Raw genomic sequence first — 23,079 nt, 5'->3', positions numbered from 1 at the left:
ACGGACCGACAGGCAGGGGCAGTACGCCGTACCGGCGGTGAGCGCCCCGTGAGAACTCAAGGAAGGCCGTGATGTCGTCAGTGTTGCGACGTGCCGTGCCCATCACGCTGGCGATCGCGTTGTGCGTGGTCACCGGCCTGTTCACGATCCGGCCCAGCCTGGGTGAGGCCGAGTCCGAGCGGCTGGCGGCCGATGTCGACTTCGAGGTGGTGCCGGTCAACTCGGCACCGGCGGATGCCCGGCAGCTGCGCGAGGTGCAGCCGGGGCTGGAGCGCATCGAGGCGTGGATCTCTGCTGTAGGAGCCGCCGCGGCGCTGACTGACCTGCGCGGGTTGGATCGCGCGGCCGATGCGTGCCTGGTGGACCCGAGGGACGACTCGGTGCGGGTGTTCCCGGTTCCCGGCGCCGGTGGACCGGGCTACGAGGAGTTCGGCCTGGTCCCGGAAGGGCTGCCCTACGACGAGGCGATGGCGCCGATGGGCTGCGTGCCTGCCGATTTCGACGAGGACGGCAGCATGGATTTCCTGGTCTACTACTGGGGCCGCTCACCGGTGCTATTCCTCAACGAGGCTGAGCCGGGCGATACCCCCCGTGCGGGGGACTTCCGCGCCCACGAGCTTGTCGAGCCGATGGAGGTGTGGAACACCTCGGCGCTCGGCCTGGCCGATGTGGATGGCAGCGGTCACCTGGACATCATTGCCGGTAACTACTTCCCCGACGGGGCTCGTGTGCTGGACACCGAGGCCGTGAGCGATGACCGCATGGCGATGCAGCACTCGATGGGCAAGGCGCGTAACGCAGGGGTGAACCGGTTGCTGCTGACTTCCCCGACCGGAGAACCGGGCGACAAGCCCGAGGTGCGCGACGCGAGTACCGCGCTGCCCGACGCGTCGGCCCGGTCCTGGACGCTGGCGTTCGGCTGGCAGGACCTGTCCGGCAACCAGCTGCCGGACCTGTATGTGGCCAACGACTTCGGGCCGGACAACCTGCTGGTCAACCACTCGGAGCCGGGGCGGGTGCGGTTCGACGAGGTCGTCGCAGGCAGGGACATGACCACGCCGGGTTCACAGGTGCTGGGCTACGGCTCGTTCAAGGGCATGGGCGTGACCTTCACCCACAACCCGGGCATGGAGCTGCCCATGATCATGGTCAGCAACATCACCAGCCCCTTCGCGCTGCACGAGAGCAACCTGGTGTTCACAGGGGACGGCGACGGCAGCAGGCTGCTGGACGGCGAGGTGCCCTACACCCAGCGTGCCGAGGAGCTCGGCCTCGCCCGCAGCGGCTGGGCCTGGGACGTCAAGTCGGGCGACTTCGATAACTCGGGAGTCGAGGAGATGTTGCAGGCCACCGGCTTCATCCAGGGGGAGAACAATCGCTGGCCCGAGCTGCACGAGCTGGCGATGGGCAATGACGACCTGTTGCACCACCCCGAGGCGTGGCCGAACTTCCGGCCAGGCGACGACCTGTCCGGGCGGGAACACAACCCGCTGTGGGCGCGGGCCGACGATGGCCGCTACTTCGATATCGCCGAGCACACTGGCATCGGCGCGCCGTGGGTCTCACGCGGCTTCGCCTTCGGCGACGTCGACGGCGACGGCACGCTGGACGTGCTGGTGGCCAACCAGTGGGAGGATTCCGTCCTGCTGCGCAACCGCACCCCCAACGAGGGCAAGGCCGCGTTCGTGCGGCTGGTGAAGCCCGGCGCGGCTGGCGGGCAGCGCGACGCCATCGGCGCGACGGTGGAGCATGCCATCGGTGGCGAGACGAAGCGCTCCCAGCTGTATCCCACCAACGGGCACGCGGGCGTCTCGGCAAGCCAGCTCCAGCTCACGCTACCGGACGGCGAGGCGACCGAAGCGACGATCACATGGCGCGACGGTGATCGGGTGCACCGCGATTCCTTCGAGGTCTCGCCAGGGCACCACACCGTGGTGCTTGGCACTGACGGAACGGCGGAGATGCGATGACCACCACGACATCCCCTGCAGGCAACGCCACCGCCATCAACGGGCAGGCGAGCACCGGCGAGCAGACCGAGCAGCAGGCCTCGAAGCCCAAGGTGGACGTCCGGGTCAAGGCGCTGCGCCGGTTCGCGGCGGCCATCACGCTGTTCACCATTGCGGGGCACCTCGTGCTCGGGTTCGAGCAGTCCCCGTTGACTCCGATCGTGTCGGTGCTTGTGGCCTACGCGGCGGCGCTGCTGATGGAGCGGGTCGACAGCTGGGCGCGCGGGGTCACCCCGGAATACGCGGGCGGGGCACACGCGATGGTGGTGTTCCTTCTTCCCCCGCACATCACGGCGCTGGCCTGCGCGATGCTGCTGTACGGCAACGCGTCGCTGTGGCCGTACATCTTCGCGGTCATGGTGGCTACGGCCACCAAGTACGTCATTCGCATCCGCGTGCGCGGTAGGCTCCGGCACATCTTGAACCCGTCCAATGTGGGTATCGCGGCGACACTGTTGCTGTTCCCGTGGGTGGGAATCGCCCCGCCGTATCACTTCACCAACGGGGTGACCGGTGCCCTCAACTGGTTCATCCCACTAGCCATCCTCACCGCGGGTACCGCGCTAAACGCCAAGCTCACCGGCAAACTGCCGCTGATCCTGGCATGGGTGGGCGGTTTCGTCGCCCAGGCCGTGCTTCGGTGGCTGTTCCTGGACCACTCGCTGGTCGCAGCACTGCTACCTATCACGGGAGTGGCGTTCATCCTCTACACGCTCTACATGATCACCGACCCGGCCACGTCCCCGTCGAAGACCCGCAACCAGGTGATTTTCGGTGTGACCACGGCCGCGATCTACGGCATCCTGGTCGTCTCGGGGATCGTGTTCGGGCTCTTCTTCGCTCTGGTGATCACCTGCGCGTTGCGCGGCCTGGTACTGCTGGCTGAAGCGAAGCTGGGGCACCTACGCCCAGTGATCCGCCAGCGGCTGCCGCTGCAGCGGGTGCCCGGCCGTGCCGCCTCCGCCCCGGCACCAGCGGGAGGTCACGGATGAGCGGTCAGCGTATCGCCATCGTCGGAATGGCCTGCCGGTATCCCGACGCGACCACGCCTGCCGAGCTGTGGCACACCGTCCTCGGCAGGCGGCGGGCGTTCCGCCGCATCCCGGAGGGCAGGCTGCCCGAGCCGTATCGCGGTAGCCGCACCGATGTGGATCGCAGTTACGCCAGCCATGCCGCCGTGCTGCGCGATTGGTCGTTCGATCGGGAACGGTTCGGCGTCGGCGGACCGCTGTTCCGTGCCGCCGACTCCACCCACTGGCTTGCGCTGGAAACCGCGGCAGCCGCACTGACCGATGCCGGGTTCGCAGGCGGCAACGGTCTCAACCGGGACACCGTCGGCGTGATCCTCGGCAACTCGCTGGCAGGTGAGTTCAGCAGGGCGGCCATGCTGCGGCTGCGGTGGCCGTTTCTCGCCGATGCCACCGCAACCGCCCTCGAGCAAGCAGGGGTGCCCGGCGAGGTGGCCGGTGACGTGCTCGGCAGGCTCGAAGAGCTCGTCAAGCAGCCGTTCCCGGCCCCAGGCGACGAGACGCTGGCCGGGTCGCTGTCCAACACCATCGCGGGCAGGATCTGCAACCACTTCGACTTCCACGGCACCGGCTACACCGTCGACGGGGCGTGCTCCTCCAGCCTGCTGGCGGTGATGACCGCCTGCCGCGCCCTGGCCAGCCGCGAGTGCGACTTCGTGCTCGCGGGCGGTGTCGACATGTCGCTCGACCCGCTGGAACTGGTCGGGTTCTCACGGCTGTCGGCGCTGGCCGAAGACGAAATGCGGGTCTACGACGCGCAACCGACCGGGTTCCTGCCCGGCGAAGGTTGCGGCGTGGTCGCGCTGATGCGCGCCGACGACGCTGACCTGCTTGGCCTGCGCCCCTACGCCTACGTGGCCGGCTGGGCCTCGTCATCGGACGGTTCCGGCGGGCTGACCAGGCCGGAGCGCGCCGGTCAGGCGCTCGCGTTGCACCGTGCCTACCAGCTGGCAGGCCTGCACCCGGCACAGGCCGGATTGATCGAGGGTCACGGCACCGGAACCACCACAGGGGACACCGTGGAGCTGGAGACGCTGCTCACGGTGCGGGGTGACGGCGCACCGCCTGCCGCGCTGGGGTCGATCAAGGCCAATATCGGGCACACCAAGGCCGCCGCAGGCGTCGCCGGGTTGATCAAGGCGACGCTGGCGGCCCACCACCGGGTGCTACCGCCTGCCACCGGGTGCCGCAACCCGCACCCGCTACTCGGCGATGCCAGCGGCGAGACGGTACCACTGCGGCTTCTACCCGAGGCCGAGCCGTGGACCGACGAGGTCCCGAGGGCCGGGGTCTCCTCGATGGGATTCGGCGGCATCAACGTCCACATCGTCCTGGAAGGCCGTGCGAGCGCGCGCACCCCCGCGCTGTCGGCGGCAACCCGCCGCTGGTCGGCGACCACCGGCGAGCAGGAGATCCTGGTACTCGGAGCGGGCACCCGGCAGGGCCTGGTCGACCGGCTGGCGCACCTAGCCGGGACGGCGCGCGAGCTCAGCGCCGCCGAGCTGCGCGATATCAGCGCCACCGCCTGGTACCACCAGGAAAGCACCCAGCCATGGCGCGCCGCGCTCGTCGCCGCCACCCCCGGCGAGCTCGCCGCCGCCGCGTCGGCGGCCGCGACGGTGGCCGCGTCCTGGGACGGCTCGCCCCGGTTCGATCCCGCCGCGGGCTACGCGCTCGGGTCGAGCACCACCCTGCGATTCGGCATGCTGTTCCCCGGCCAGGCAGCACCGGTGCGCCCCCAACTGCCGTGGTGGACACGGCACCTGGACGTGCCCGACCTGCCCAGCCGGCTACCCGACGCAGACGGTACCGGCGGAGACCACGCCGATGCGGGCGGCGCCGTCGACACCGAGCTCGCCCAGCCAGCCATCCTCGGTCAGTCGCTGGCCGCGCTCGCCTGGCTCGACGAGCTCGGCTGCACCGCCGTCGGCGCGGCTGGGCACAGCCTCGGCGAGCTCACCGCGCTGCACTGGGGTGGCTCCTGCTCGGCGGAGCAGGCGCTACACCTGGCAACGCTGCGCGGGCGGTTGATGTCCGAACACGGCGTTGCCGACACCACCATGGCAGCCATCGCCGGGCCTGCCGAGCGGGTGGAGCCGCTGCTGGACGGCACCGGCGTGGTCATCGCCTGCTACAACGCACCCGACCGGGTGGCTGTCGCGGGGCGGGCAGCGGCGGTGGCCACCGTGTGCGAGCGCGCAGGCGCAGCCGGGTTCGCCGCGTACCCGCTGCCGGTCTCCCACGCGTTTCACAGCGACGCGATGCGCCCGGTCGAGGCGCCGTGGCGCGAAACGCTGGACCGGGTCGAGCTGTCCCCACCCCGGCGAGGGCTGATATCGACCGTCACCGGCGAACCGCTGGAATGCTCCGGCGAGCAGCTGCGGGAGCTGCTGGTGCGGCAGCTCACCGAACCTGTGCTGTTCACCCGCGCGGTCGCCGAGCTCGCCGAACGCTGTGACCTGCTCATCGAGGCCGGACCGGGCACCACGCTCGCCGGGTTAGCCGCGGCCACCTGCCCCACGACACCCGTACTGAGCATCGACAGCGGCGGCCACCCGCGTCATCACGCCATGGTCACCGCCGTGCTCGGTGCCTGCGCGGGCGCCGACCTACACCCCTGGTTCGTCGACCGCGCCTACCGGCCGCTGCGGCTGGACGCCGAGCCGGTATTCGTCACCAGCCCGTGCGAGGACCGCAGCGGCTGGAGCTCCGGCCCGACCGCCACCGCGACCGCTATCCCGAGGACCACCGTCACCGAGCAGGAGGCGGCGAGCCCGCAGCAGGCGACCCCCCAGCCTGCCGCGGAGATCGCGGTCGCGGGCGCCGACCCGCTCACCGCGTTCACCGAACACCTGGCCGGGTTGCTCGAGCTGTCACCCGAGGCGATCAGCCCGGCCGCCTCGCTGCTCGGTGACCTGCACATGACCTCGCTGCAGGTCACCGACGCGGTCGGCGCCGTGGCCGCTGCGCTTGGCAAGCAACTACCCAGCGCCCCGTTGTCGCTGGCCAACGCGACCGTGGCCGATGCCGCCGACGTGCTGGCGGGGCTCGCCGATGCGGGCACGCCCGCCGGGCAGGCAGGCGAGGGCGAGGAAGCAGGCCCTGGCAGCGGGGTGTCGGGGATACGTGGCTGGGTTCGACAGCTGAGCAGCCACTGGATCCCGTTCACCCTGCCGGATCCACGCGACGCCGTGACGGGCTGGCAGGTACACGCCCCGCAGGGGCACTGGCTGCACGAGCTCGCCTCCGGCGACGGTCCGGAGCCACCCGGGATGGCGGTGGCGCTGACCGGCGAGACCTCTAGCCACGATGTCGCCGAGTTGCTCGGCGACATCGGCACCACTCAGCCCGCCCAGCTCCTCGTCATCCACAATGGCCATCCAGCGGCGGCGGGGCTGGGCCGCAGCGCCGCCGCTGAGCTGGATTCCTGCCGCGTCACCGTGGTCGATGTGGCCGATCCGGACGCTCCCCTCCCGGTCGCCGAACTCGCCGGGGGTAGCGAACGCTACCTCGAACTGCGACGCGACACGGACGGCTCCTTCGAGCGCAGCACCACCGTGGCGAGGCAGGCCACCGATCCGGACGGCGAGCAACACGACCCGTGCACGACGGCACTGCCCGCGGGGGTGTGGCTGGTCACCGGCGGGGTGCGGTCCATCGCCGCCTACACCGCGGCGGAGCTGGCCGAGCGCGCGGGCGCCACGCTGGTGTTCGCGGGCCGATCACCCGCCGACGACCCGGCGGTCGCCCCCGCACTGGCCGACCTCGACGCGCGGGTGCCCGCGCACTACGTGCGCTGCGACGTCACCGACCCCGGCGCGGTCGCCGAGCTGGTGGCCGCCGCCGAGCAGCACGGCCCGATCCGGGGGATCATCCACGGCGCAGGCGTCAACGAGCCACGCCGGATGAGCGAGGTCACCCCGGAGTCGCTGGAACGCACCCTGTCCCCCAAGGTGGACGGGCTACGCACGCTGCTGGCCGAAACCGGCGACGAGCTGCGGCTGCTGCTGGGTTTCGGGTCCATCATCGGCAGGCAGGGGTTGGCGGGCCAGGCAGAGTACTGCATCGCCAATGACTGGCTGCGCGCCGAGATCGAGGGGTGGGCGGCCCGGAACCCTGATTGCCGCGCGCACACCGTGGAGTGGTCGGTGTGGTCCGGCATCGGCATGGGAGTGCGGCTCGGGGTGCTGGACAACCTCCGCAGGCAGGGCGTCGAACCGATCGGCCCGGCCGACGGGGTGCGCGCAGTGCGCGAGCTGCTCGCCGACCCGAAGGCACCGGTGACGGTCACCATCACCTCCCGTTTCCCCGCCACGCCAACGTTGCACGTGACCGGTCCCCCCACCCCGCTGCTGCGCTTCGCCGAGCGGATCCACACCCGCGTTCCCGGCATCGAGGCCGTCGCCGACGCCACCCTCTCGGTGGGCTCCGACCCCTATCTCGACGACCACCGCATCGACGGGGTGGCCGTGCTGCCCGCGGTGCTGGCTACCGAGGCCATGGCGCAGGTAGCGGCGCTCGCCTGCGGCAGGAAAGCGGCGTGGTCGCTGTCCGATCTGGCTTTCCGCGCGCCCGTCATCCCTGGACCCTCCGGGGAACGCACGGTCCGGCTGGCCGCGTTGGCAGGCGCGGGCGGCATCGATGTCGCGTTGCGCGACAGCAGCGACGAGTTCGCCACCGACCGGTTCGCCGGCACGGTGCTGCCCGCCGCGGACCCGCCCGAACCGCGCGCGCCCGCGCAGGCACCCGAACCGGCTACCGGCGAGCCGCACGAGTTCTACGGAACGGTGTTCTTCCACGGCGGCCGGTTCCAGCGGGTGCACCGCTACGACGAGCTGTCCGCGTTCCGCGCCTGCGCGTGGCTGCACCCTCCGGCAGGTAGGCCGTGGTTCTCCGAGTTCCACAGCGACGAGCTGCTGCTCGGCGACCCCGGAACCCACGACGCCGCGCTGCACGCGCTGCTGGCTTGCGTGCCGCACCGGAAAGCGCTGCCGACCGGAGCCGAACGGTTCACCGCCTGGCGTGCCCCGTGCGGGCCGGTACGGGTCCACGCGGTCGAGCGCGACCACACAACCGACGAGTACACCTTCGACGTCGATCTCGTCGACCCGGCAGGCGAGATCGTTGCCCGGTGGGACGGGCTGCGGTTGCGCGCTATCTCCGGCCCCGCGCAGCTGGAGCACGTGCCGCTACCCCTGATCGGCCCGTGGCTGACACGCAGGCTCATCGAGTGCGACCTGGCCGACGTTGTGGAGCTGATGACCACCACCGGATCCCGCCAGGACGGCAGTGCCACCACGCTGGCTTCCCGCATCACCGGTTCACCGGCCACACACGACCCGGCGGGGGCACTGCGCGTCGACGGGCACCACGCCAGCGCGAGCTACACCGGCGGCGCGTTGCTGCTCGCCCTGGCACCGTCGCCGGTAGCGGTGGACTGGGAACGCGTGCCCGATCCGACGCAACCACCCGGCCCCGCGGCAGAGCTCGCCGGGCCTGCCGACCGGCGCGCGGCCGAGGCGCTGCGGGACAAGCTCGGTGAGGCCCCCGCACTCGCCACGATGCGCGTGTGGACCGCACGGGAAGCGCTGGTCAAGCTTGGCAACGAGTCGGTGGAGCCGCTGCGGATCGATCAGGTCACAGAGGACGGTCTGGCGGCCATGCGTTCCGGCGCAGCGCAGGTCGTCACCGCCAAGCTCCAGGCGAACCCCCCGGCGGACACCCCGATCGACCCCGCCGAGCAGGCCGAGGCACCGCAGGTCGTGATCGCCGTAGCGGGCCTGCTGGGAGGGTGACGATGCGCCGCTACCGGTATCGCCACGTCGTCACCCTCGACGAGACCAACGCCGTCGGCAACGTTTACTTCGCGCATTACCTGCACTGGCAGGGACACTGCCGGGAACGGTTCCTCGCCGACCACGCTCCCGGAGTGCTCGCCAGCCTCTGCCGCGGCGAGTTGGTCATGGTCACCGTGTCCTGCGCTATGACTTACTACGCGGAGAGCTTCCCGCTCGACGAGATCGAAGTCGCGATGACGCTGCGGCACGCCGACGGCAACCGCATCGTGATGGACTTCGACTTCCAGCGCGACGACCAGCTCATCGCCCAAGGCACCCAGACCGTGGCCTGCATGCTCCGCTCCGAACACGGAGTGACCCCCACCGAAATCCCCGAAGAGCTGGCCGACGCGCTAGCCGGATTCGCGTGAGGCACAGTCGCGTGCGGCAGTTCCGAGGACGTCCCGTGCCCACACATCCCCGTACCGTGCTCCCGGTGGGGTCGCAGAACAGCAGGTGCTGGCTGTTCCGGGTCGGCGTGCTGGCCGTGGTCTGCGGCACGCTGCTGCACCTACCGATGTTCGCCGCAGCCCGCGACATGGACTACCACATGGCCGGCATGGAAACCGGCACCACCATGACCGTGGCGATGCTGCTACTCGTGGCAGGCAGCGCGCTGACCCTGGCCGGGCTGCTGACCCCGCGACGGGGCGCCGCTGCCCCCGACGTCACCGTGGTCGACGGCGACACCGACACCGCACCGGCACGCCGAGCACGAAGCACCCTCATCGGCGCGATGATCCTAGCGGTGGCCATCGACGCGCAGAAACCGTTCACCTTCACCTTCATCATCCCAGCGGTCACCGATGAGTACGGGCTCTCAGCACCCGGCGTACCCGGCGCCTCGGCCGTACCGGTGGCGGTGCTGCCGCTCGCCGGGATCGCCGGAACCACGATCGGCTCGCTGGTATGGGGATACCTCGGCGACCGCATCGGACGGCAAGCTTCGATCGTCTACGCCGCCGTCCTCTTCGTGGGCACCTCGGTATGCGGAGCGATGCCCACCTTCACCGGCAACGTGATCATGTGCTTCGCCATGGGACTCGCTGCGGGCGGGATGCTCCCGGTGATCTTCACGCTGCTCGCCGAAACCATTCCCCGGCGGATACGAGGCAGGGTCATGGTGCTCGTCGGCGGGCTCGGTGCCGCGCTGGGATTCCTGCTCGCCAGCTGGAGCGCGACGGTACTGATGCCACTGCTCGGCTGGCGCGCCCTATGGCTGATCGGCGCACCGACCGGATTGCTCCTGCTCGCGGTGTGCCGGTTCGTCCCAGAATCCCCCCGATTCCTACTGCTGCACGGCAAGCACGAGCAGGCACTGTCCATCCTGCACCGGTTCGGCATGCGGCTCGCGCCCGCCACACACCCGGACCCCGGTGGCAGCGCCAGCACCCTGCTCCTCGCCCCGCGGTTACGCGCCGCGACCGCAGCCCTGCTCACCTGCGGGATCGCCTGGGGGCTGGCCAACTTCGGCTTCCTGGTCTGGCTACCGCAGGCGCTGACCACTTCCGGGGTGGCGATCGGCACCGTCACCACCACCCTCGCACAATCGGCCCTGGTGTCGTTGCCAGGCGTGATCGCGGTGGCCTGGCTCTACGCGCGGTGGGGCAACCACCGCACTGTGACCGCGGCCGCGGCCCTGACCGCGCTCACCCTGCTAGCCTTCGCCGCCCTCACCCCAGCCATCATCGGCTCAACGACCGTCCTGCTGATCAGCACGGTGCTACTACTCCTAGCGATCTACGCCCTCCACGCCGCGATCATCCCCTACTCCGCCGAGCTGTTCCCCACCGCCATCCGCGCCCGCGGCACCGCTCTAGTCGCCGGGGCCACCAAACTCGGCGGCATCGCCGCGCTCACCCTGACCACCGCCGGGATCACCCCACCCGGCATCACCGCATCAGCGCTACTAGCCGCCCTACCGATGCTGGCCGGGATGACGCTGCTGTGGACCGTGCCGGGACGGGTGGGGAGCTTACGGGCCCGTGGTGCGCGGCTCGGCGGGGACCAGAGCCGGTAGCACCTCGGCGACCGCACCGCGGAGCACCACCGTGGCGCAACCGTCGTAGGGCGTCGGATGCGCGTTGCACACCAACACGTCCGCACCCTCGGTCGCGGCGGTCGCTACCAAGCCCGCGACCGGCTGCACGGTCAGCGAGGTGCCTACGGCCAGCATCAGGTCGCAGTCGCGAACTTCCTGCCTCGCACGTTCCAGCACCTCCGGGTCGAGGGATTGACCGAAGGAGATGGTGGCGGACTTGAGGATTCCGCCACAGACCTCGCAGGGAGGATCGGTCTCTCCCGCACGCACGCGTTGCAGCACCTGCCGCATCTCGCGCCGGTCCGCGCAACTCAGGCAACTGGTCTGGAACATCGTGCCGTGTAGTTCGAGCACCCGCTCGTTGCTGGAACCGGCCTCCTGGTGCAGACCGTCGACATTCTGGGTGAGCACAGCCGACAGCGTGCCGAGCCGTTCGAGTTCAACGAAGGCGCGGTGCGCCGCGTTCGGCTCGGCCTGCCAGGCTGGGTGCTCGAGCCGCGCCTGCCAGCTCTGCTCCCGCACTTCCCTACTGCTGACATAGGCCTGCAGGTTCGACAGCCGCTCGGCGCCGGGGCGGGTGGTCCACAGGCCGTTGGGTCCGCGGAAATCCGGGATGCCGGAGTCCGTAGAGATACCCGCCCCGGTCAGCGCGACGATCCGGCATGCGGAAGAGACCAGCTCGCGAGCGCGGTGCAGATCCTCCGGTGCGTCCATGTGCCTATGGTGACCTCAGCTGCCGCTGTCCCGCACCAGGTAGCCGGCGAGGCGCTCCAGGCACTCGGCCCAGCCGTCATATACGTTCTCATCGCCCGGATGCCCTGCGATGCCGGACAGGTGGAAGGTCATCTCGGTGCCACTGCCCTGCTCGGCGAGGGTGACGGTGATCAGCGTTCCGTGATCGGGCTTGCCGGATTCGTCCACGCCGCCCCAGGTGAATACCAGCCGCTCGGGCTCGACGATCTCCCGGAACTCACCCCCGGTCTGCCACTCGGCGCCGTCGGACTCGGAGATCATGGTGGCTCGCCACTGCCCACCCGGCCGTGCGTCCACGCTGATCGTCGATTCCGGGGTGGTGTAGTGGTGTGGACCCCACCAGCGGGTCATCTGCTCCGGCTCGATCCACGCCCGGAACACCAGCTCGCGCGGGGCGTCGAAGGTGCGGGTGATGGTGAACTCGGGCACTGCCGCCTCCACCGGGTTCGATGTGCTCGCCGCGTTACTCATGATCCTTCCTTTCCTGCAGCTCGCGCTGCATCTGCTTGAGGTGCTCATCGAGACGGTCGAAGCTGCCTTCCCAGAACTCCCGGTACCGCTCGACCCAGGTCGCGGCCTCGCGAAGCGGCTCGGCGGACAACCGGCACGGGCGTTGCTGCGCCGCTCGTCCGCGCGTGATCAGGCCGGATCGCTCCAGAACCTTCAGGTGCTTGGAAATCGCGGGCAGGCTCATGTCGAACGGCTCGGCGAGCTCGCCCACCGTGGCTTCGCCCTCGGCGAGCCGCGCGAGGATCGCCCGGCGCGTCGGATCGGCCAGCGCCGCGAAGGTCCTGCTGAGATCGTCCGTCGTCATCGTTGATAACCACCTAGCTAATTAACCGATAGGTTAACTATATCCAATGCGACGGCGCTGTCAACCATGACCGTGGCAGGCTGTGAGGCATGTTCGATCTCCCCAAAGCCGAACTGCACGTGCACATCGAAGGCACCCTGGAGCCCGAGATGGTGTTCGAGTTCGCCAGCCGCAACGACGTCGCGCTCCCCTACAGCTCGGTGGACGAGCTGCGTTCCCGCTACGAGTTCACCGACCTGCAGTCATTCCTCGACATCTACTACGCCAACATGGCGGTGCTGTGCACACGGCAGGACTTCCACGAAATGGCCGCCGCCTACCTCCGCGCGTCTGCCAGGCAGGGGGTGCGGCACGCCGAGATCTTCTTCGACCCCCAGGCACACACCAAGCGCGGGGTGGAAATGGGCGCCATCATCGATGGGCTGTCCGGGGCGTTGGAGGAGGCGCGGAACGACGGGATCACCGGTGAGCTCATCCTGTGCTTCCTCCGCGACGACAGCGCCGAGTCCGCGATGGGCACGCTGCGGCAGGCCGAGCCCTACCTCGACCGCATCATCGGTGTCGGGCTGGACTCCGCCGAGGTGGGGCACCCGCCGTCGAAGTTCACCGACGTCTTCGCCAAGGCACGCGAACTGGGGCTACGGGCAGTGGCACACGCGGGCGAGGAAGGCCCGCCGGAGTACGTGGCCGAGGCCCTCGACCTGCTGGAGGTCGACCGCATCGACCACGGCATCCGGGCGCTGGACGATGCCGAGCTGGTCGAGCGGCTGCGCCGCGAGCAGGTGCCGCTGACAGTGTGCCCGCTGTCCAACGTCCGGCTGGGATCGTTCTCCCGGCTCTCGGAGCACACCCTGCCCCGGCTGCTGGACGAGGGACTGCTGGTAACCCTCAACTCCGATGATCCAGCCTACTTCGGCGGTTACGTGGCGGACAATTACAGCGCCGTACGCGACGAGCTGGGCATCAGCATCGAGCAGCTACGCCAGCTCGCCGCGAACTCGTTCCACGCGTCCTTTCTCGACAGTGACCATCGCCGGGAACTACTGACCGAGGTGGACGCATGGCAGGCTTGAGGGTGTGGGGGTGAGCCGAAGGGCCCCTTCGGTACATATCCGGTACCCGAGGAGTCCTTCGGCTCACCCCCGCAGGCGGCTACTCCACCAGCCAGATGAAGTAGGCCGCGACGACGAGGAACAGCACGTAGCCAATCGGGTGCACCTCGCGCCACCGGTTCTTGACCACCATCATCAGCGGGAACAGCAGCAGGCCGAGCGCGATGCCGTTGGCGATGGAGAAGGTCAGCGGCATCGCGAGCACCGTGACGAACGCCGGGATCGCGTATTCGAGCTTGCCCCACTCGATCTCGCCGAGCCCTCTCGCCATGAGCACCCCGACGATGATCAGGGCGGGCGCGGTGACTTCCGGCGTTACCACCGCCAGTAGCGGCGAGAAGAACAGCGCAAGCAGGAACAGCACCGAGGTCACCACCGAGGCGAATCCGGTACGCCCACCGGCGGCGATACCGGCGGAAGACTCGATGTACGAGGTGGTCGTCGAGGTGCCCAGCACCGCGCCGCCCATGGTGGCGATGGAGTCCGAGGCCAGCGCGCGGTTGGCACGCGGCAGCTTGCCGTCCTTGAGGAAACCCGCCTGGTTCGCGATGGCGATCAGCACACCCGAGGTGTCGAAGAAGTCGACGAACAACATCGTGAACACCACGACGATGAGCTGTGCTGTCAGCAACTCGGGCAGGTTCACGATGGCCTCGCCGAAGGTGGGCGCGAGGCTCGGCACCGACGACACGACCGCGGGCGGCGGATCGATCAGGCCGGTGATCACCCCGAGCGCACCGGTGAGGATCATGCCGTAGAACACCGCGCCCTTGAACCCGCGCAGCAGCAGCACCGCGGTGACCAGCACACCGAAGATGGCCAGCAGGGTCAGTGGCCTGCCGAGGTCGCCGAGGGTCACGTAGGTCGCCTCGTACGGCACGATGATCTCGGCGTTCTGCAGGCCGATGAAGGCGATGAACATCCCGATCCCCGCGCCGGTGGCCAGCTTGAGCTGGAACGGGATCGCGTTGATGATCGCCTCGCGTACCCCGCTCACCGCGAGGATGAAGAACAGCACGCCGGACACCAGGGTGCCGACCAGCGCGACCTGCCAGTCGATGCCCATGACGAGCACCACGGTGAACGCGAAGAACGCATTCAGGCCCATGCCGGGAGCGAGCGCTATCGGGTACCGCGCCCATAGGCCCATGATCATCGTGCCCATCGCGGCGGCCAGGCCGGTCGCGACGAACACCGCGTCGGTGTCCATCCCGGTCTCGCCGAGTATGGACGGATTGACGAACAGGATGTAGGCCATCGCCAGGAATGTCGTCATCCCGGCGACCGTCTCCCTACGAACGTTCGTCCCCAACGCGGTCATCCGGAAGTACCGGTCGATGGGCCCGCTATCCATGCCGCTGCGCTCCGATGTCTGTGACTGTTCGGGCGATTCTGCCTGAGAGGGCGTCTCTGGATTGTCCGTGGCCACTGCTCGCCTCCTTGAGCACGTGATCAATAGTGATCCGCATTGCCAGCCGATCGGGTCCGCTGGGGGCGTCGCGACCGTCGGTGCACCTCACCGAGGAACACATACGGCCCGAAACTTGCTGTGAATTGCATCACTGTGATAGAGCCGACGTCCATCGGCGATCGGCACAACAGCACAGCCACGTGTGCGCTGGGCAGTTGGAGGATCTGCCAGTGGTCGTCACCGTCCGCGAACGCCGCGATACAGCACCGGACCGCTATTCGAGGGGGACGTCGTCGACCTCGACGTCGAAGCGATCGCCCTCGACACCGGTGACGGTGACGGTGAGCCCGATGCGCTCACCACCGGCGATCAGCACGCAGCGAGTGGCGTCGTCCACCTCGGCACCGAGCCCACTGTCGCACTCCATCGCCTCAGGGCGTGCCCCGACCCGTTCTTCGAGAGCTTCTTGTGCCTCGGTCTCGACCTCGTCCTGCGACAGCCCCGGCGCGGGATCGGTCCCGGCACCGCAACCCGCCGATGCCGCTCCCGACATACCCACCAGGCCGATCAACGCCACCACGACCCGGAAACGCCTGTCTGCGCGCATCGTGCCCTCTTCTCATGCGATCTTTCGGTGAATACCCGGACGGTGAGCGCCGACGATCCTAGCGTTGCCGCCGTGGCAGCCAGCCGTTCGGCAGCTCCGGCATCCCGTCCACAGGTGAGATCCACACGTAGACCCAGCAGGCGGGCCCGCTCGGCAAGGTGATCAAGCGTCGCTGGTACTCGGGCCCTTCGTAGCGGTCGAGTTCCGGCCAGGCAGCGTCCGGGTCGTGCAGCCGCACACATTGAGCAGGCACGCCGGGGCCGCTGCCCTCGCAGTACGCCGGGTAGCCGCGCAGCGTGTCGTACAGCGTGCCAGGCAAGGTGCACTCGCCCTCGTGTACGGCGACCAGTGGTTCCAGGAAGCACCAGGCGGTAGCACCCCGCATCAGCGTGCCGTAGATCGCGAGACGATCCGTGGTGCCGTGTTCCGGGCCGGATGCCACGTTCGTGTCCTTTCTCGTGAGGATTTCGGCGACAGATGCAACCATTATTCGGGTGTTCCGCGTGCACAGGGTGATGAAAGCGATAGTGACAGGTTCACTGCTGGCCCTTGTCGCCGCCACTGGCTGCGGCGGCGAGGACGCAGGCGGTGCGAGCGGAAGCAGCGGAGCCGAGCAGCTCCCCAAGGATCGGGCATACGAGTCCACGGAGGTCACCCGAGACGGTGAACCTCATGAGCTGGTTCCCGGTACCAAGATCCAGCTGCGCTTCGACCACGGCGAGGTGGGCGCCCACGCCGGGTGCAACCAGCTCACCGGGCAAGCGGAGCTGCGTGACGACCGGCTGGTCATCCCGGACATCGGCGGAACCATGATGGCCTGCGAGGACGAGCTGATGGCCCAGGAGGAGTGGGTCAGCGAGTTCCTCACCAGCGAGCCCGTGATGTCCCTCGACGGTGAGACCCTCGTGCTGGAAGGCGACGACACCACCATCGAGTTCGTCGAATCCTCGAATGCCGAGGAGGACCGCCCGCTGGAGAGCACCCGGTGGATCGTCGACACCGTGATCCAGGGTGAGGTCGCCTCCTCGGTCCCGGAGGACGCCGAGGCGTACGTCATCTTCGACGGCGACGGCAACGCCTCCGGCAACGGCGGGTGCAACACCTTCGGGGCGCAGTACACCGCCACCGACAACCAGCTCGAGGTCACCGACTTGACAGCGACCATGATGTCCTGCGGCGAGGAGCGCGACCAGTTCGAGCGCACGGTGTTCGACGTGCTCGACGACAACCCCGGCTACGAGATCGAGGGCGAGGAGCTCACGCTGACCGCGGAGTCGGAGGACGCGCAGCTACAGCTGATCGCCGACTGACCGGTGGCGCGACCGGCACCGGTGGGGAGCCGAAGGACTCCTTCGGTACATATTCGGTACCCGAGGAGTCCTTCGGCTCGCGCACGGCCTGGCGAGCGACTTCCTGCATGGAACTCTTGCTCGAACTCAGCTCGCCGACGCAGAGCGTCGGCCTCGTCGTCGAACATTCGCAGAGTCATGGGCATAGCGAAACGGCATCATCACCGAGACCGCTCCACGTGCGTCGCCCACCCCGTTCCGGCACCGTCACTACGATGAACAGCACAGACCGTTTCGAGCGGCGCAGTCAGGGGTGACATGGGCAAGGCAGTACTCGCCACCGGCGTCTTCCTCGTGCTGCTAGCAGGCGCGCTGATCACGTTGGCGCTGCTCGTCGAGGACAACGACGCCACCGAGCGGCTCCCCGCGGCCGAGGATCCTGTGGACAACGCGGACGAGCCTGCCGAACCGGCGATCGAAACCGTGGCCGAGGGGTTCGACCAGCCGTGGGGGCTGGCGTTCCTGCCCGGAACGGAGCAGCTGGTGGTGACGCAGCTGCCGGGCGCCCTGTCGGTGGTCGACACCGCCAGCGGTGAGGTCCGTGACATCGGCGGGGTGCCCGACGTGGCGTTCGCGGGCCAGGGCGGCCTGCTGGACGTCGCCGTGCACCCGGACTTTCCCGAGCCGGACTGGCTGTACCTGACCTACGCGGCCGCCGACGAGGCAGGCGCCACCACGACCCACCTCGCCAGGGCCCGGCTCGACCTCGACGGGGAACGGCTCGACGATGTCGAGGTGCTGTTCACGGCCGAACCATTCCGCACAGGGGAGCAGCATTACGGCTCCCGGGTGGTCGTCGGCCCCGACAGCATGCTGTACGTCTCGGTCGGCGACCGGGGCGACAAGGACTTCGACGACCACCCGTCCCAGGACACCGCCACCACGCTCGGCTCCACCGTGCGGCTCGCGCCCGATGGCGCCATCCCCGACGACAACCCGTTCGTCGACGATCCGGCTGTCGCCGACGAGATCTACTCCTACGGGCACCGCAACGCCCAGGGCATGGCCGTCCATCCAGCCACGGGGCAGCTGTGGCAGAGCGAGCACGGAGAGGAGGACGGCGACGAGATCAACATCGTCGAGGCTGGCGGCAACTACGGATGGCCGGAGGCGCACACCGGCTGCGAGTACGGCACCGATACCCCCATCGGCGACCACCCCGCCGAACGCGACGACATCGTCGACCCCGTCCACTACTGGGAGTGCGGCACCGGCGGGTTCCCCCCTGCCGGGATCACCTTCTACGAGGGCGACCAGTTCCCCGACTGGCAGGGCGACCTGCTCGTCAGCGGACTTGTGGCAGGCGACGGGCTCGCCCGGTTCACCGTCGACGGCGCCGAGGCCGATCACGCCGAGACGCTGCTGACCGAACAGGACTGGCGCATCCGCGATGTCGAGTCGGGTCCGGACGGGGCGGTCTACATCGCGATCGACGACGAGGACACGCCGCTGGTGCGGCTGGTGGCGGCAGGCGAGTAACGCCAGCGCGCGGGTAATCGGCCCGATCGGGTCGGGAAACCCTGCCCGAACTACGAGCTGGCTGTACTAGGGTCGTATCCGAGGAACACCGGGGACCATCTGGCGGGAGTCAGAGGGGGAACGATCCATGCCGCAACCTCACCATGGGCACGTGCGGCCCGAACCACGAAGCGGGCACTGGGCCGCGCTCGCCATCGGTGCCGTCATCGCGGCTGCGGGTGTCGCCGCGGCGGCCGTGTTCGCTCCAGGGGGCGGGACGATCGCGGGCACCCCGCAGGTGCCGGGCTCCGACGGCCGGAGCGCCGACCACCTGGCCGCGCTGACGATGGAGCCGAACCCGCAGGCCGTTGAGGCTCCCGACGGCAGCGCACACATACCGGCGTGCCGGGTGGTCACACCGGGCGACGTACATGGCATGGGGCACCGGCTGCACGACTACGCGGGCACCCTCAACGAGGGCGAGCTGGGCATCGAACGCACCGTGTTCGACTACGTGGGCGAGGCCGATGTCGAGTCCGACCGCAGCCTGACGACCGCGGGGTCGGTTACCGCCACGTGCGAGTACACTTTCGACCTCGATGCCAGCGACGATGTACGTGGCGTGGACGTCGTGGTCGTACAGCCGTTCCTTGCGAACGAGGACACCATCGAGCGCGATCTCGACAACTACTACGAGCCAGCGGGCTCGTTCGAGGGGGTCGACCTCTACGAACGCGCCTCGGACGAGGTCGACTTCCTGACCCATGCGCTGGTCACCGACGAAGCGGTGGTGCTGCTGCGCACCTTCAACCTCGCCGAGGACGACCGCACCAGCGTGACCGAGGCCGCCGCCACCAACCTCATCGAGCTGCTCGCCGAGCCGGAAGGACCCGCCACCCCGCGGTACGAGGCAAGCCCGGTCGGCGACGAGTTCGTCCGCGCCTGCCCGCTGCTGGACAACACGGGGATCCGCGAGGTAACCGGGAACGACGCGGAGCCGATCGCCACCGAGACCATCCCCGTCATCTCGGCAACCACCGCCACCAGGCCGGAGCAGCGCGGGCACGAGTACATCTACAACGGGTGCCGCCGCAAGGACACCATCCCGTCGACCGGGGATGTCATCGAGGACATGGAACGCATCTTCGATCCGGTGGACTTCAGCCTGTCCACGCGCACCTTCGAGCGCGCCGAGGGAGCCGAAGCCTACTTCGACAGCGTCACTACCGGGTCGTCCAGCCCGTACCAGGAAGGAACCATCCTGAATGGTCTCGGTGATCAGGCTTTCGCCGGTAAGGGAGCCAGCGGATTCGGCGTCGTCGACCTGGTCGTGCGGCGCGGACCGGTCGTGTTCGACCTGAGTTACGACGTCGGCACCGAGCGTGACGTCGACGAGACGATCGACGTGCTCGGCCCGTTCGCCGAGCGGATCCTCGACCAGCTGGCGAGCGACGGGTACTGATCCCCGACCCGCCGGGCAGCCGGGACCGTGAGCAGGGTCGATACACTCGGCTGCGTGACTGAGGCGCGTGATGACTTCGTCGATGACCTGCCCGAGCAGATGCGGATCCGGCGCGAGAAGCTGGACCGGCTCCGCTCGGCGGGCATCGATCCCTACCCGGTGACCTATGACCGCAGCACCACGGTCGCGGCGGTCCGGGACCGCTACGAAGACCTGGAGCCCGACCACTTCACCGGGGATCGCGTCTCGATCGCGGGCCGCATCATGCTGTACCGCACCAGCGGCAAGCTGTGCTTCGCCACCATCAAGGACGCCACCGCCTCCATCCAGATCATGCTCTCGCTGGATCGGGTCGGCGCCGAGTCGCTAGAGACGTGGAAGACCGAGATCGACCTTGGCGACCACGTCGGCGTGACCGGGGAGGTCATCACCTCCAAGCGGGGCGAGCTGTCGGTGATGGCCGACTCGTGGACGCTGACGTCGAAGTGCCTGCGCCCGCTGCCGGAGAAGCACAAAGGGCTCACCGACCCGGAGGCTCGGGTACGGCAGCGCTATGTCGACCTCATCGTCAACCCCGAAGCGCGACAGATGGTGATCCAGCGCTCCCAGGCGGTTCAGGCGCTGCGCGATGGCCTGGTGCAGCGCGGGTTCGTCGAGGTCGAGACCCCGATGTTGCAGCAGATCCACGGCGGCGCCTCGGCCCGGCCGTTCGCCACCCACATCAACGCATACGACCTCGACCTGTACCTGAGGATCGCGCCGGAGCTGTTCCTGAAGCGCCTGGTCGTCGGCGGGATCGAGAAGGTTTTCGAGATCAACCGCAACTTCCGCAACGAGGGCGCGGACTCCAGCCACAACCCCGAGTTCACGATGCTGGAGTTCTACCAGGCCTACGGCGACTACCACACCGGCGCGGCGCTCACCCGCGCGCTGATCCAGGAGGTCACCACTGCGGTGTTCGGCAGCACCGTGGTGCCCACCAAGCGGGGCGAGCTCGACCTGTCGGGCGAGTGGCCTGCGATCACGCTGTACGGAGCGGTGTCCGAGGCGCTCGGTGAGGAGATCACGCCGCGCAGCCCGGTGGAGCTGCTGCGCAAGCACGCCGACGAGCGGGACATCTCCTGGCACCCGTCCTGGGGACAGGGCAAGCTCGCGGAGCACCTGTTCGAGGAGCTGGTGGAGGACGACCTGATCCAGCCGACGTTCGTGATGGACTACCCGAAGGAAACCAGCCCGCTCACCCGCGAGCACCGCGACGACCCGATGCTTGCCGAGAAGTGGGACCTGATCGGTTTCGGCATGGAGCTCGGCACCGGCTACTCGGAACTGGTCGACCCGGTCGAGCAGCGGCGCAGGCTCACCGAGCAGTCACTGCTGGCAGCAGGCGGCGACCCCGAGGCGATGCAACTCGACGAGGACTTCCTGCGTGCGCTGGAGTACGGCATGCCGCCCTCAGCCGGGGTCGGTGTGGGAATCGACAGGCTGCTGATGGGCTTCACCGGCAAGGGAATCCGGGAAACGATCCTGTTCCCGATGGTCAAGCCGACCTGAGGGAGATGCAGCGCGCGCTCACGTTGTGAGCCCGGATCCGCTCCCGGAAACCCGGAAATCGCCACCAGCGCCCGCACAACTTCAGGACATGTCCGTGCACGGGCACGCCGCACGATCTGCCATTCTCACTCCTTTCGCGACACTGTGGAATACCGGAACGGAGGAATGCGAAACCGTCCATGCTGTCGGGACAAGCCCTATGCTCAACACGCATGGACGATCGCGAACCGACGGTACGCAGTCGCGAACTCGGTGAGGGCTTGCGGCTTGTCATGCAGCGGGCGGGGTTCACCGGTAGCGAGATGGCCCGTCAACTCGACTGGTCGCAGAGCAAGATATCCCGGCTCCTGTCCGGCAAGCGCGGCGGCTCCGGGTACGACGTCTCCGCGTTCCTCGCCGTGTGCGGGGTCAAAGGCGCCGAACGGGACCGGCTCATGAGTCTGACCGTGGAACGTGACAGGAAGGGCTGGCTTCAGCAACACGGCCCCATGCTGCCCAAGCAGGTCCGCACGCTGATCGACCACGAGACCAACGCCGTGAGTATCGGGCACTTCCAATCGACATTGGTGCCGGGACTACTGCAAACCGGTGACTACGCACGCGCGGTCATCGAAGGATCAGGGGCTGTACCGGACAATGAGGTTGAAGATCGGGTCTCGGCACGTTTGGCCAGACAGAGCTTGCTGAGTCGACGGTACCCACCGCACTGCACGTTCTTCTTGCACGAGTTTGTGTTGCGGCTGCCTGCCGGAGGGCCGGTGGTCATGTCGGAACAGCTCCATCACCTACTCAGAATGTCGGTCCGGCCCAAGATCAGCCTTCGGGTCGTGCCAACCTCAGTCGGCGCTCATGCCGGAACTGCTGGCCCATTCACGCTTCTGGACGTAGCGGACTTCAAGCCCATCGTGTACCTCGACAGTCAGACCTCGTGCCTGTTCTTGGAGAGTCCGGTGGAGATTGATGCTTACCGGGACATACTTGCCAGGCTGGAAAGCACTGCCCTGGGTGAGGGAGAATCGAGGGAGTTAATCGCCACAGCAGCGACCGAACTCTACTCGGATGGAGACGACGATCATGACTGAGGCCGAGCTCAATCGTTCGAGCAATATCGCGTGGCGGACCAGCAGCTACAGCGCCAATGGGGGCGACTGCGTCGAGATCGGCTGGGACACCACCGACACCCTGGTGCGCGACTCGAAGGACCCGGATGGGGGGTTGCTTGCCCTCCCAGCACACGGCTGGCACGCGTTCCTCGCCACGCTGTAGTGCCGCAGCGCCTTCGTCCATGGCAACGGCGAACTGACAGCCGACGTACGTTGCCGGGCCAGGTTGCCGGGTCAGTACGTGACCTCGGGCGTGAGTGAGGCCGGTGAGTGCGTTTCGTCAGCAGGGCACCGGAGCTGGCGGCGTATCGAATCCGCCTCGCCTCCGCCCTCGGGGCAGTCCCGTCCGTCCGGCACAGCACCGGGTCACTAACATCGGTGACATGGGGCCATCCGGCGAGAAGGACGCACGGGCAACCCCCGTTACCGTTTTCGCGGCTCCTTGATCGAGGGGCTCCTGGTCTCCAGGCCCGGCATGACTGATGCCCCCAGTCGAGTGCATGATCCGGGGGGTGGTGTCACCGGGCTTGGTGCATCGCTGGAT

The 23,079-nt window shown here is 68.6% G+C and carries 18 protein-coding genes; 12 read left to right on the top strand and 6 right to left on the bottom strand.

Annotated elements, in window-relative coordinates; all coding sequences use genetic code 11:
* The first annotated feature begins 71 nt into the window (after positions 1 to 71).
* The 5 genes from F8178_RS19995 to F8178_RS19975 all read left to right on the top strand — a co-directional run bounded on the left by F8178_RS19995 (position 72) and on the right by F8178_RS19975 (position 10,894).
* The gene (locus F8178_RS19995; RefSeq protein ID WP_317496404.1) at positions 72 to 1,970 is read left to right on the top strand and encodes a VCBS repeat-containing protein; all 1,899 of its coding nucleotides are present in this window, start codon (positions 72 to 74) and stop codon (positions 1,968 to 1,970) included.
* Positions 1,967 to 3,001 (top strand): enediyne biosynthesis protein UnbU, encoded by a 1,035-nt coding sequence (locus F8178_RS19990; protein WP_317496403.1) that lies wholly within the window; start codon positions 1,967 to 1,969, stop codon positions 2,999 to 3,001. The genes F8178_RS19995 and F8178_RS19990 overlap by 4 nt, the downstream gene beginning before the upstream one ends.
* The gene (locus F8178_RS19985; protein ID WP_317496402.1) at positions 2,998 to 8,832 is read left to right on the top strand and encodes an SDR family oxidoreductase; all 5,835 of its coding nucleotides are present in this window, start codon (positions 2,998 to 3,000) and stop codon (positions 8,830 to 8,832) included. The genes F8178_RS19990 and F8178_RS19985 overlap by 4 nt, the downstream gene beginning before the upstream one ends.
* Before the next feature lie 2 nt (positions 8,833 to 8,834).
* Entirely contained in the window at positions 8,835 to 9,245 is a 411-nt protein-coding gene (locus tag F8178_RS19980) for an acyl-CoA thioesterase (protein ID WP_317496401.1), read from the top strand.
* 65 nt (positions 9,246 to 9,310) lie between these two features.
* Entirely contained in the window at positions 9,311 to 10,894 is a 1,584-nt protein-coding gene (locus tag F8178_RS19975) for an MFS transporter (protein ID WP_317496400.1), read from the top strand.
* On the opposite strand, the gene F8178_RS19970 is transcribed toward F8178_RS19975, so the two are convergent.
* From F8178_RS19970 to F8178_RS19960, 3 genes are read right to left on the bottom strand one after another with little or no spacing between them, the layout of a single operon-like run.
* Positions 10,850 to 11,629: a Sir2 family NAD-dependent protein deacetylase gene (locus F8178_RS19970; protein WP_317496399.1), complete on the bottom strand. Its 780-nt coding sequence runs from the start codon at positions 11,627 to 11,629 to the stop codon at positions 10,850 to 10,852. The two genes, F8178_RS19975 and F8178_RS19970, sit on opposite strands and share 45 nt — an antisense overlap.
* A 15-nt stretch (positions 11,630 to 11,644) precedes the next feature.
* Positions 11,645 to 12,139 carry an SRPBCC domain-containing protein gene (locus F8178_RS19965; protein ID WP_317496398.1) on the bottom strand — a complete coding sequence of 165 codons (495 nt, stop codon included), beginning with the start codon at positions 12,137 to 12,139 and terminating at the stop codon, positions 11,645 to 11,647.
* Positions 12,132 to 12,482: a metalloregulator ArsR/SmtB family transcription factor gene (locus tag F8178_RS19960; RefSeq protein WP_317496397.1), complete on the bottom strand. Its 351-nt coding sequence runs from the start codon at positions 12,480 to 12,482 to the stop codon at positions 12,132 to 12,134. The genes F8178_RS19965 and F8178_RS19960 overlap by 8 nt, the downstream gene beginning before the upstream one ends.
* Before the next feature lie 89 nt (positions 12,483 to 12,571).
* Here F8178_RS19960 and F8178_RS19955 point away from each other — a divergent pair, with 89 nt between their 5' ends.
* Complete coding sequence (locus tag F8178_RS19955; protein WP_317496396.1) at positions 12,572 to 13,555, top strand: adenosine deaminase; 984 nt, start codon at positions 12,572 to 12,574, stop codon at positions 13,553 to 13,555.
* Between the two features lie 79 nt (positions 13,556 to 13,634).
* Here F8178_RS19955 and F8178_RS19950 read toward each other — a convergent pair whose 3' ends face one another.
* From F8178_RS19950 to F8178_RS19940, 3 genes are all read right to left on the bottom strand, one after another.
* Positions 13,635 to 14,933, bottom strand: a complete 1,299-nt coding sequence (locus F8178_RS19950; RefSeq protein ID WP_396345870.1) for an NCS2 family permease — start codon at positions 14,931 to 14,933, stop codon at positions 13,635 to 13,637.
* 346 nt (positions 14,934 to 15,279) lie between these two features.
* Complete coding sequence (locus F8178_RS19945; protein ID WP_317496394.1) at positions 15,280 to 15,612, bottom strand: DUF4333 domain-containing protein; 333 nt, start codon at positions 15,610 to 15,612, stop codon at positions 15,280 to 15,282.
* Between the two features lie 58 nt (positions 15,613 to 15,670).
* On the bottom strand, positions 15,671 to 16,054 hold the full coding sequence (locus tag F8178_RS19940; RefSeq protein ID WP_317496393.1) for a gamma-glutamylcyclotransferase family protein: 384 nt from the start codon (positions 16,052 to 16,054) through the stop codon (positions 15,671 to 15,673).
* Between the two features lie 85 nt (positions 16,055 to 16,139).
* On the opposite strand from F8178_RS19940, the gene F8178_RS19935 reads away from it, so the two are divergent.
* From F8178_RS19935 to F8178_RS19910, 6 genes are all read left to right on the top strand, one after another.
* Positions 16,140 to 16,922 carry an META domain-containing protein gene (locus F8178_RS19935; RefSeq protein ID WP_317496392.1) on the top strand — a complete coding sequence of 261 codons (783 nt, stop codon included), beginning with the start codon at positions 16,140 to 16,142 and terminating at the stop codon, positions 16,920 to 16,922.
* A 297-nt stretch (positions 16,923 to 17,219) separates the two neighbouring features.
* Positions 17,220 to 18,440: a PQQ-dependent sugar dehydrogenase gene (locus F8178_RS19930; protein WP_317496391.1), complete on the top strand. Its 1,221-nt coding sequence runs from the start codon at positions 17,220 to 17,222 to the stop codon at positions 18,438 to 18,440.
* A gap of 151 nt (positions 18,441 to 18,591) precedes the next feature.
* Entirely contained in the window at positions 18,592 to 19,881 is a 1,290-nt protein-coding gene (locus F8178_RS19925) for a hypothetical protein (protein WP_317496390.1), read from the top strand.
* Between the two features lie 54 nt (positions 19,882 to 19,935).
* Complete coding sequence (lysX, locus tag F8178_RS19920) at positions 19,936 to 21,432, top strand: bifunctional lysylphosphatidylglycerol synthetase/lysine--tRNA ligase LysX (RefSeq protein WP_317496389.1); 1,497 nt, start codon at positions 19,936 to 19,938, stop codon at positions 21,430 to 21,432.
* A gap of 212 nt (positions 21,433 to 21,644) precedes the next feature.
* The gene (locus tag F8178_RS19915; protein ID WP_317496388.1) at positions 21,645 to 22,514 is read left to right on the top strand and encodes a helix-turn-helix transcriptional regulator; all 870 of its coding nucleotides are present in this window, start codon (positions 21,645 to 21,647) and stop codon (positions 22,512 to 22,514) included.
* On the top strand, positions 22,507 to 22,698 hold the full coding sequence (locus F8178_RS19910; RefSeq protein ID WP_317496387.1) for a DUF397 domain-containing protein: 192 nt from the start codon (positions 22,507 to 22,509) through the stop codon (positions 22,696 to 22,698). The genes F8178_RS19915 and F8178_RS19910 overlap by 8 nt, the downstream gene beginning before the upstream one ends.
* Positions 22,699 to 23,079: the final 381 nt, after the last annotated feature.

Origin of the sequence: Haloechinothrix sp. LS1_15 (assembly GCF_033042135.1) — a bacterium.
Classification (GTDB): Bacteria; Actinomycetota; Actinomycetes; order Mycobacteriales; family Pseudonocardiaceae; genus Haloechinothrix.
This window is presented reverse-complemented; position numbering and strand designations above follow the sequence as displayed.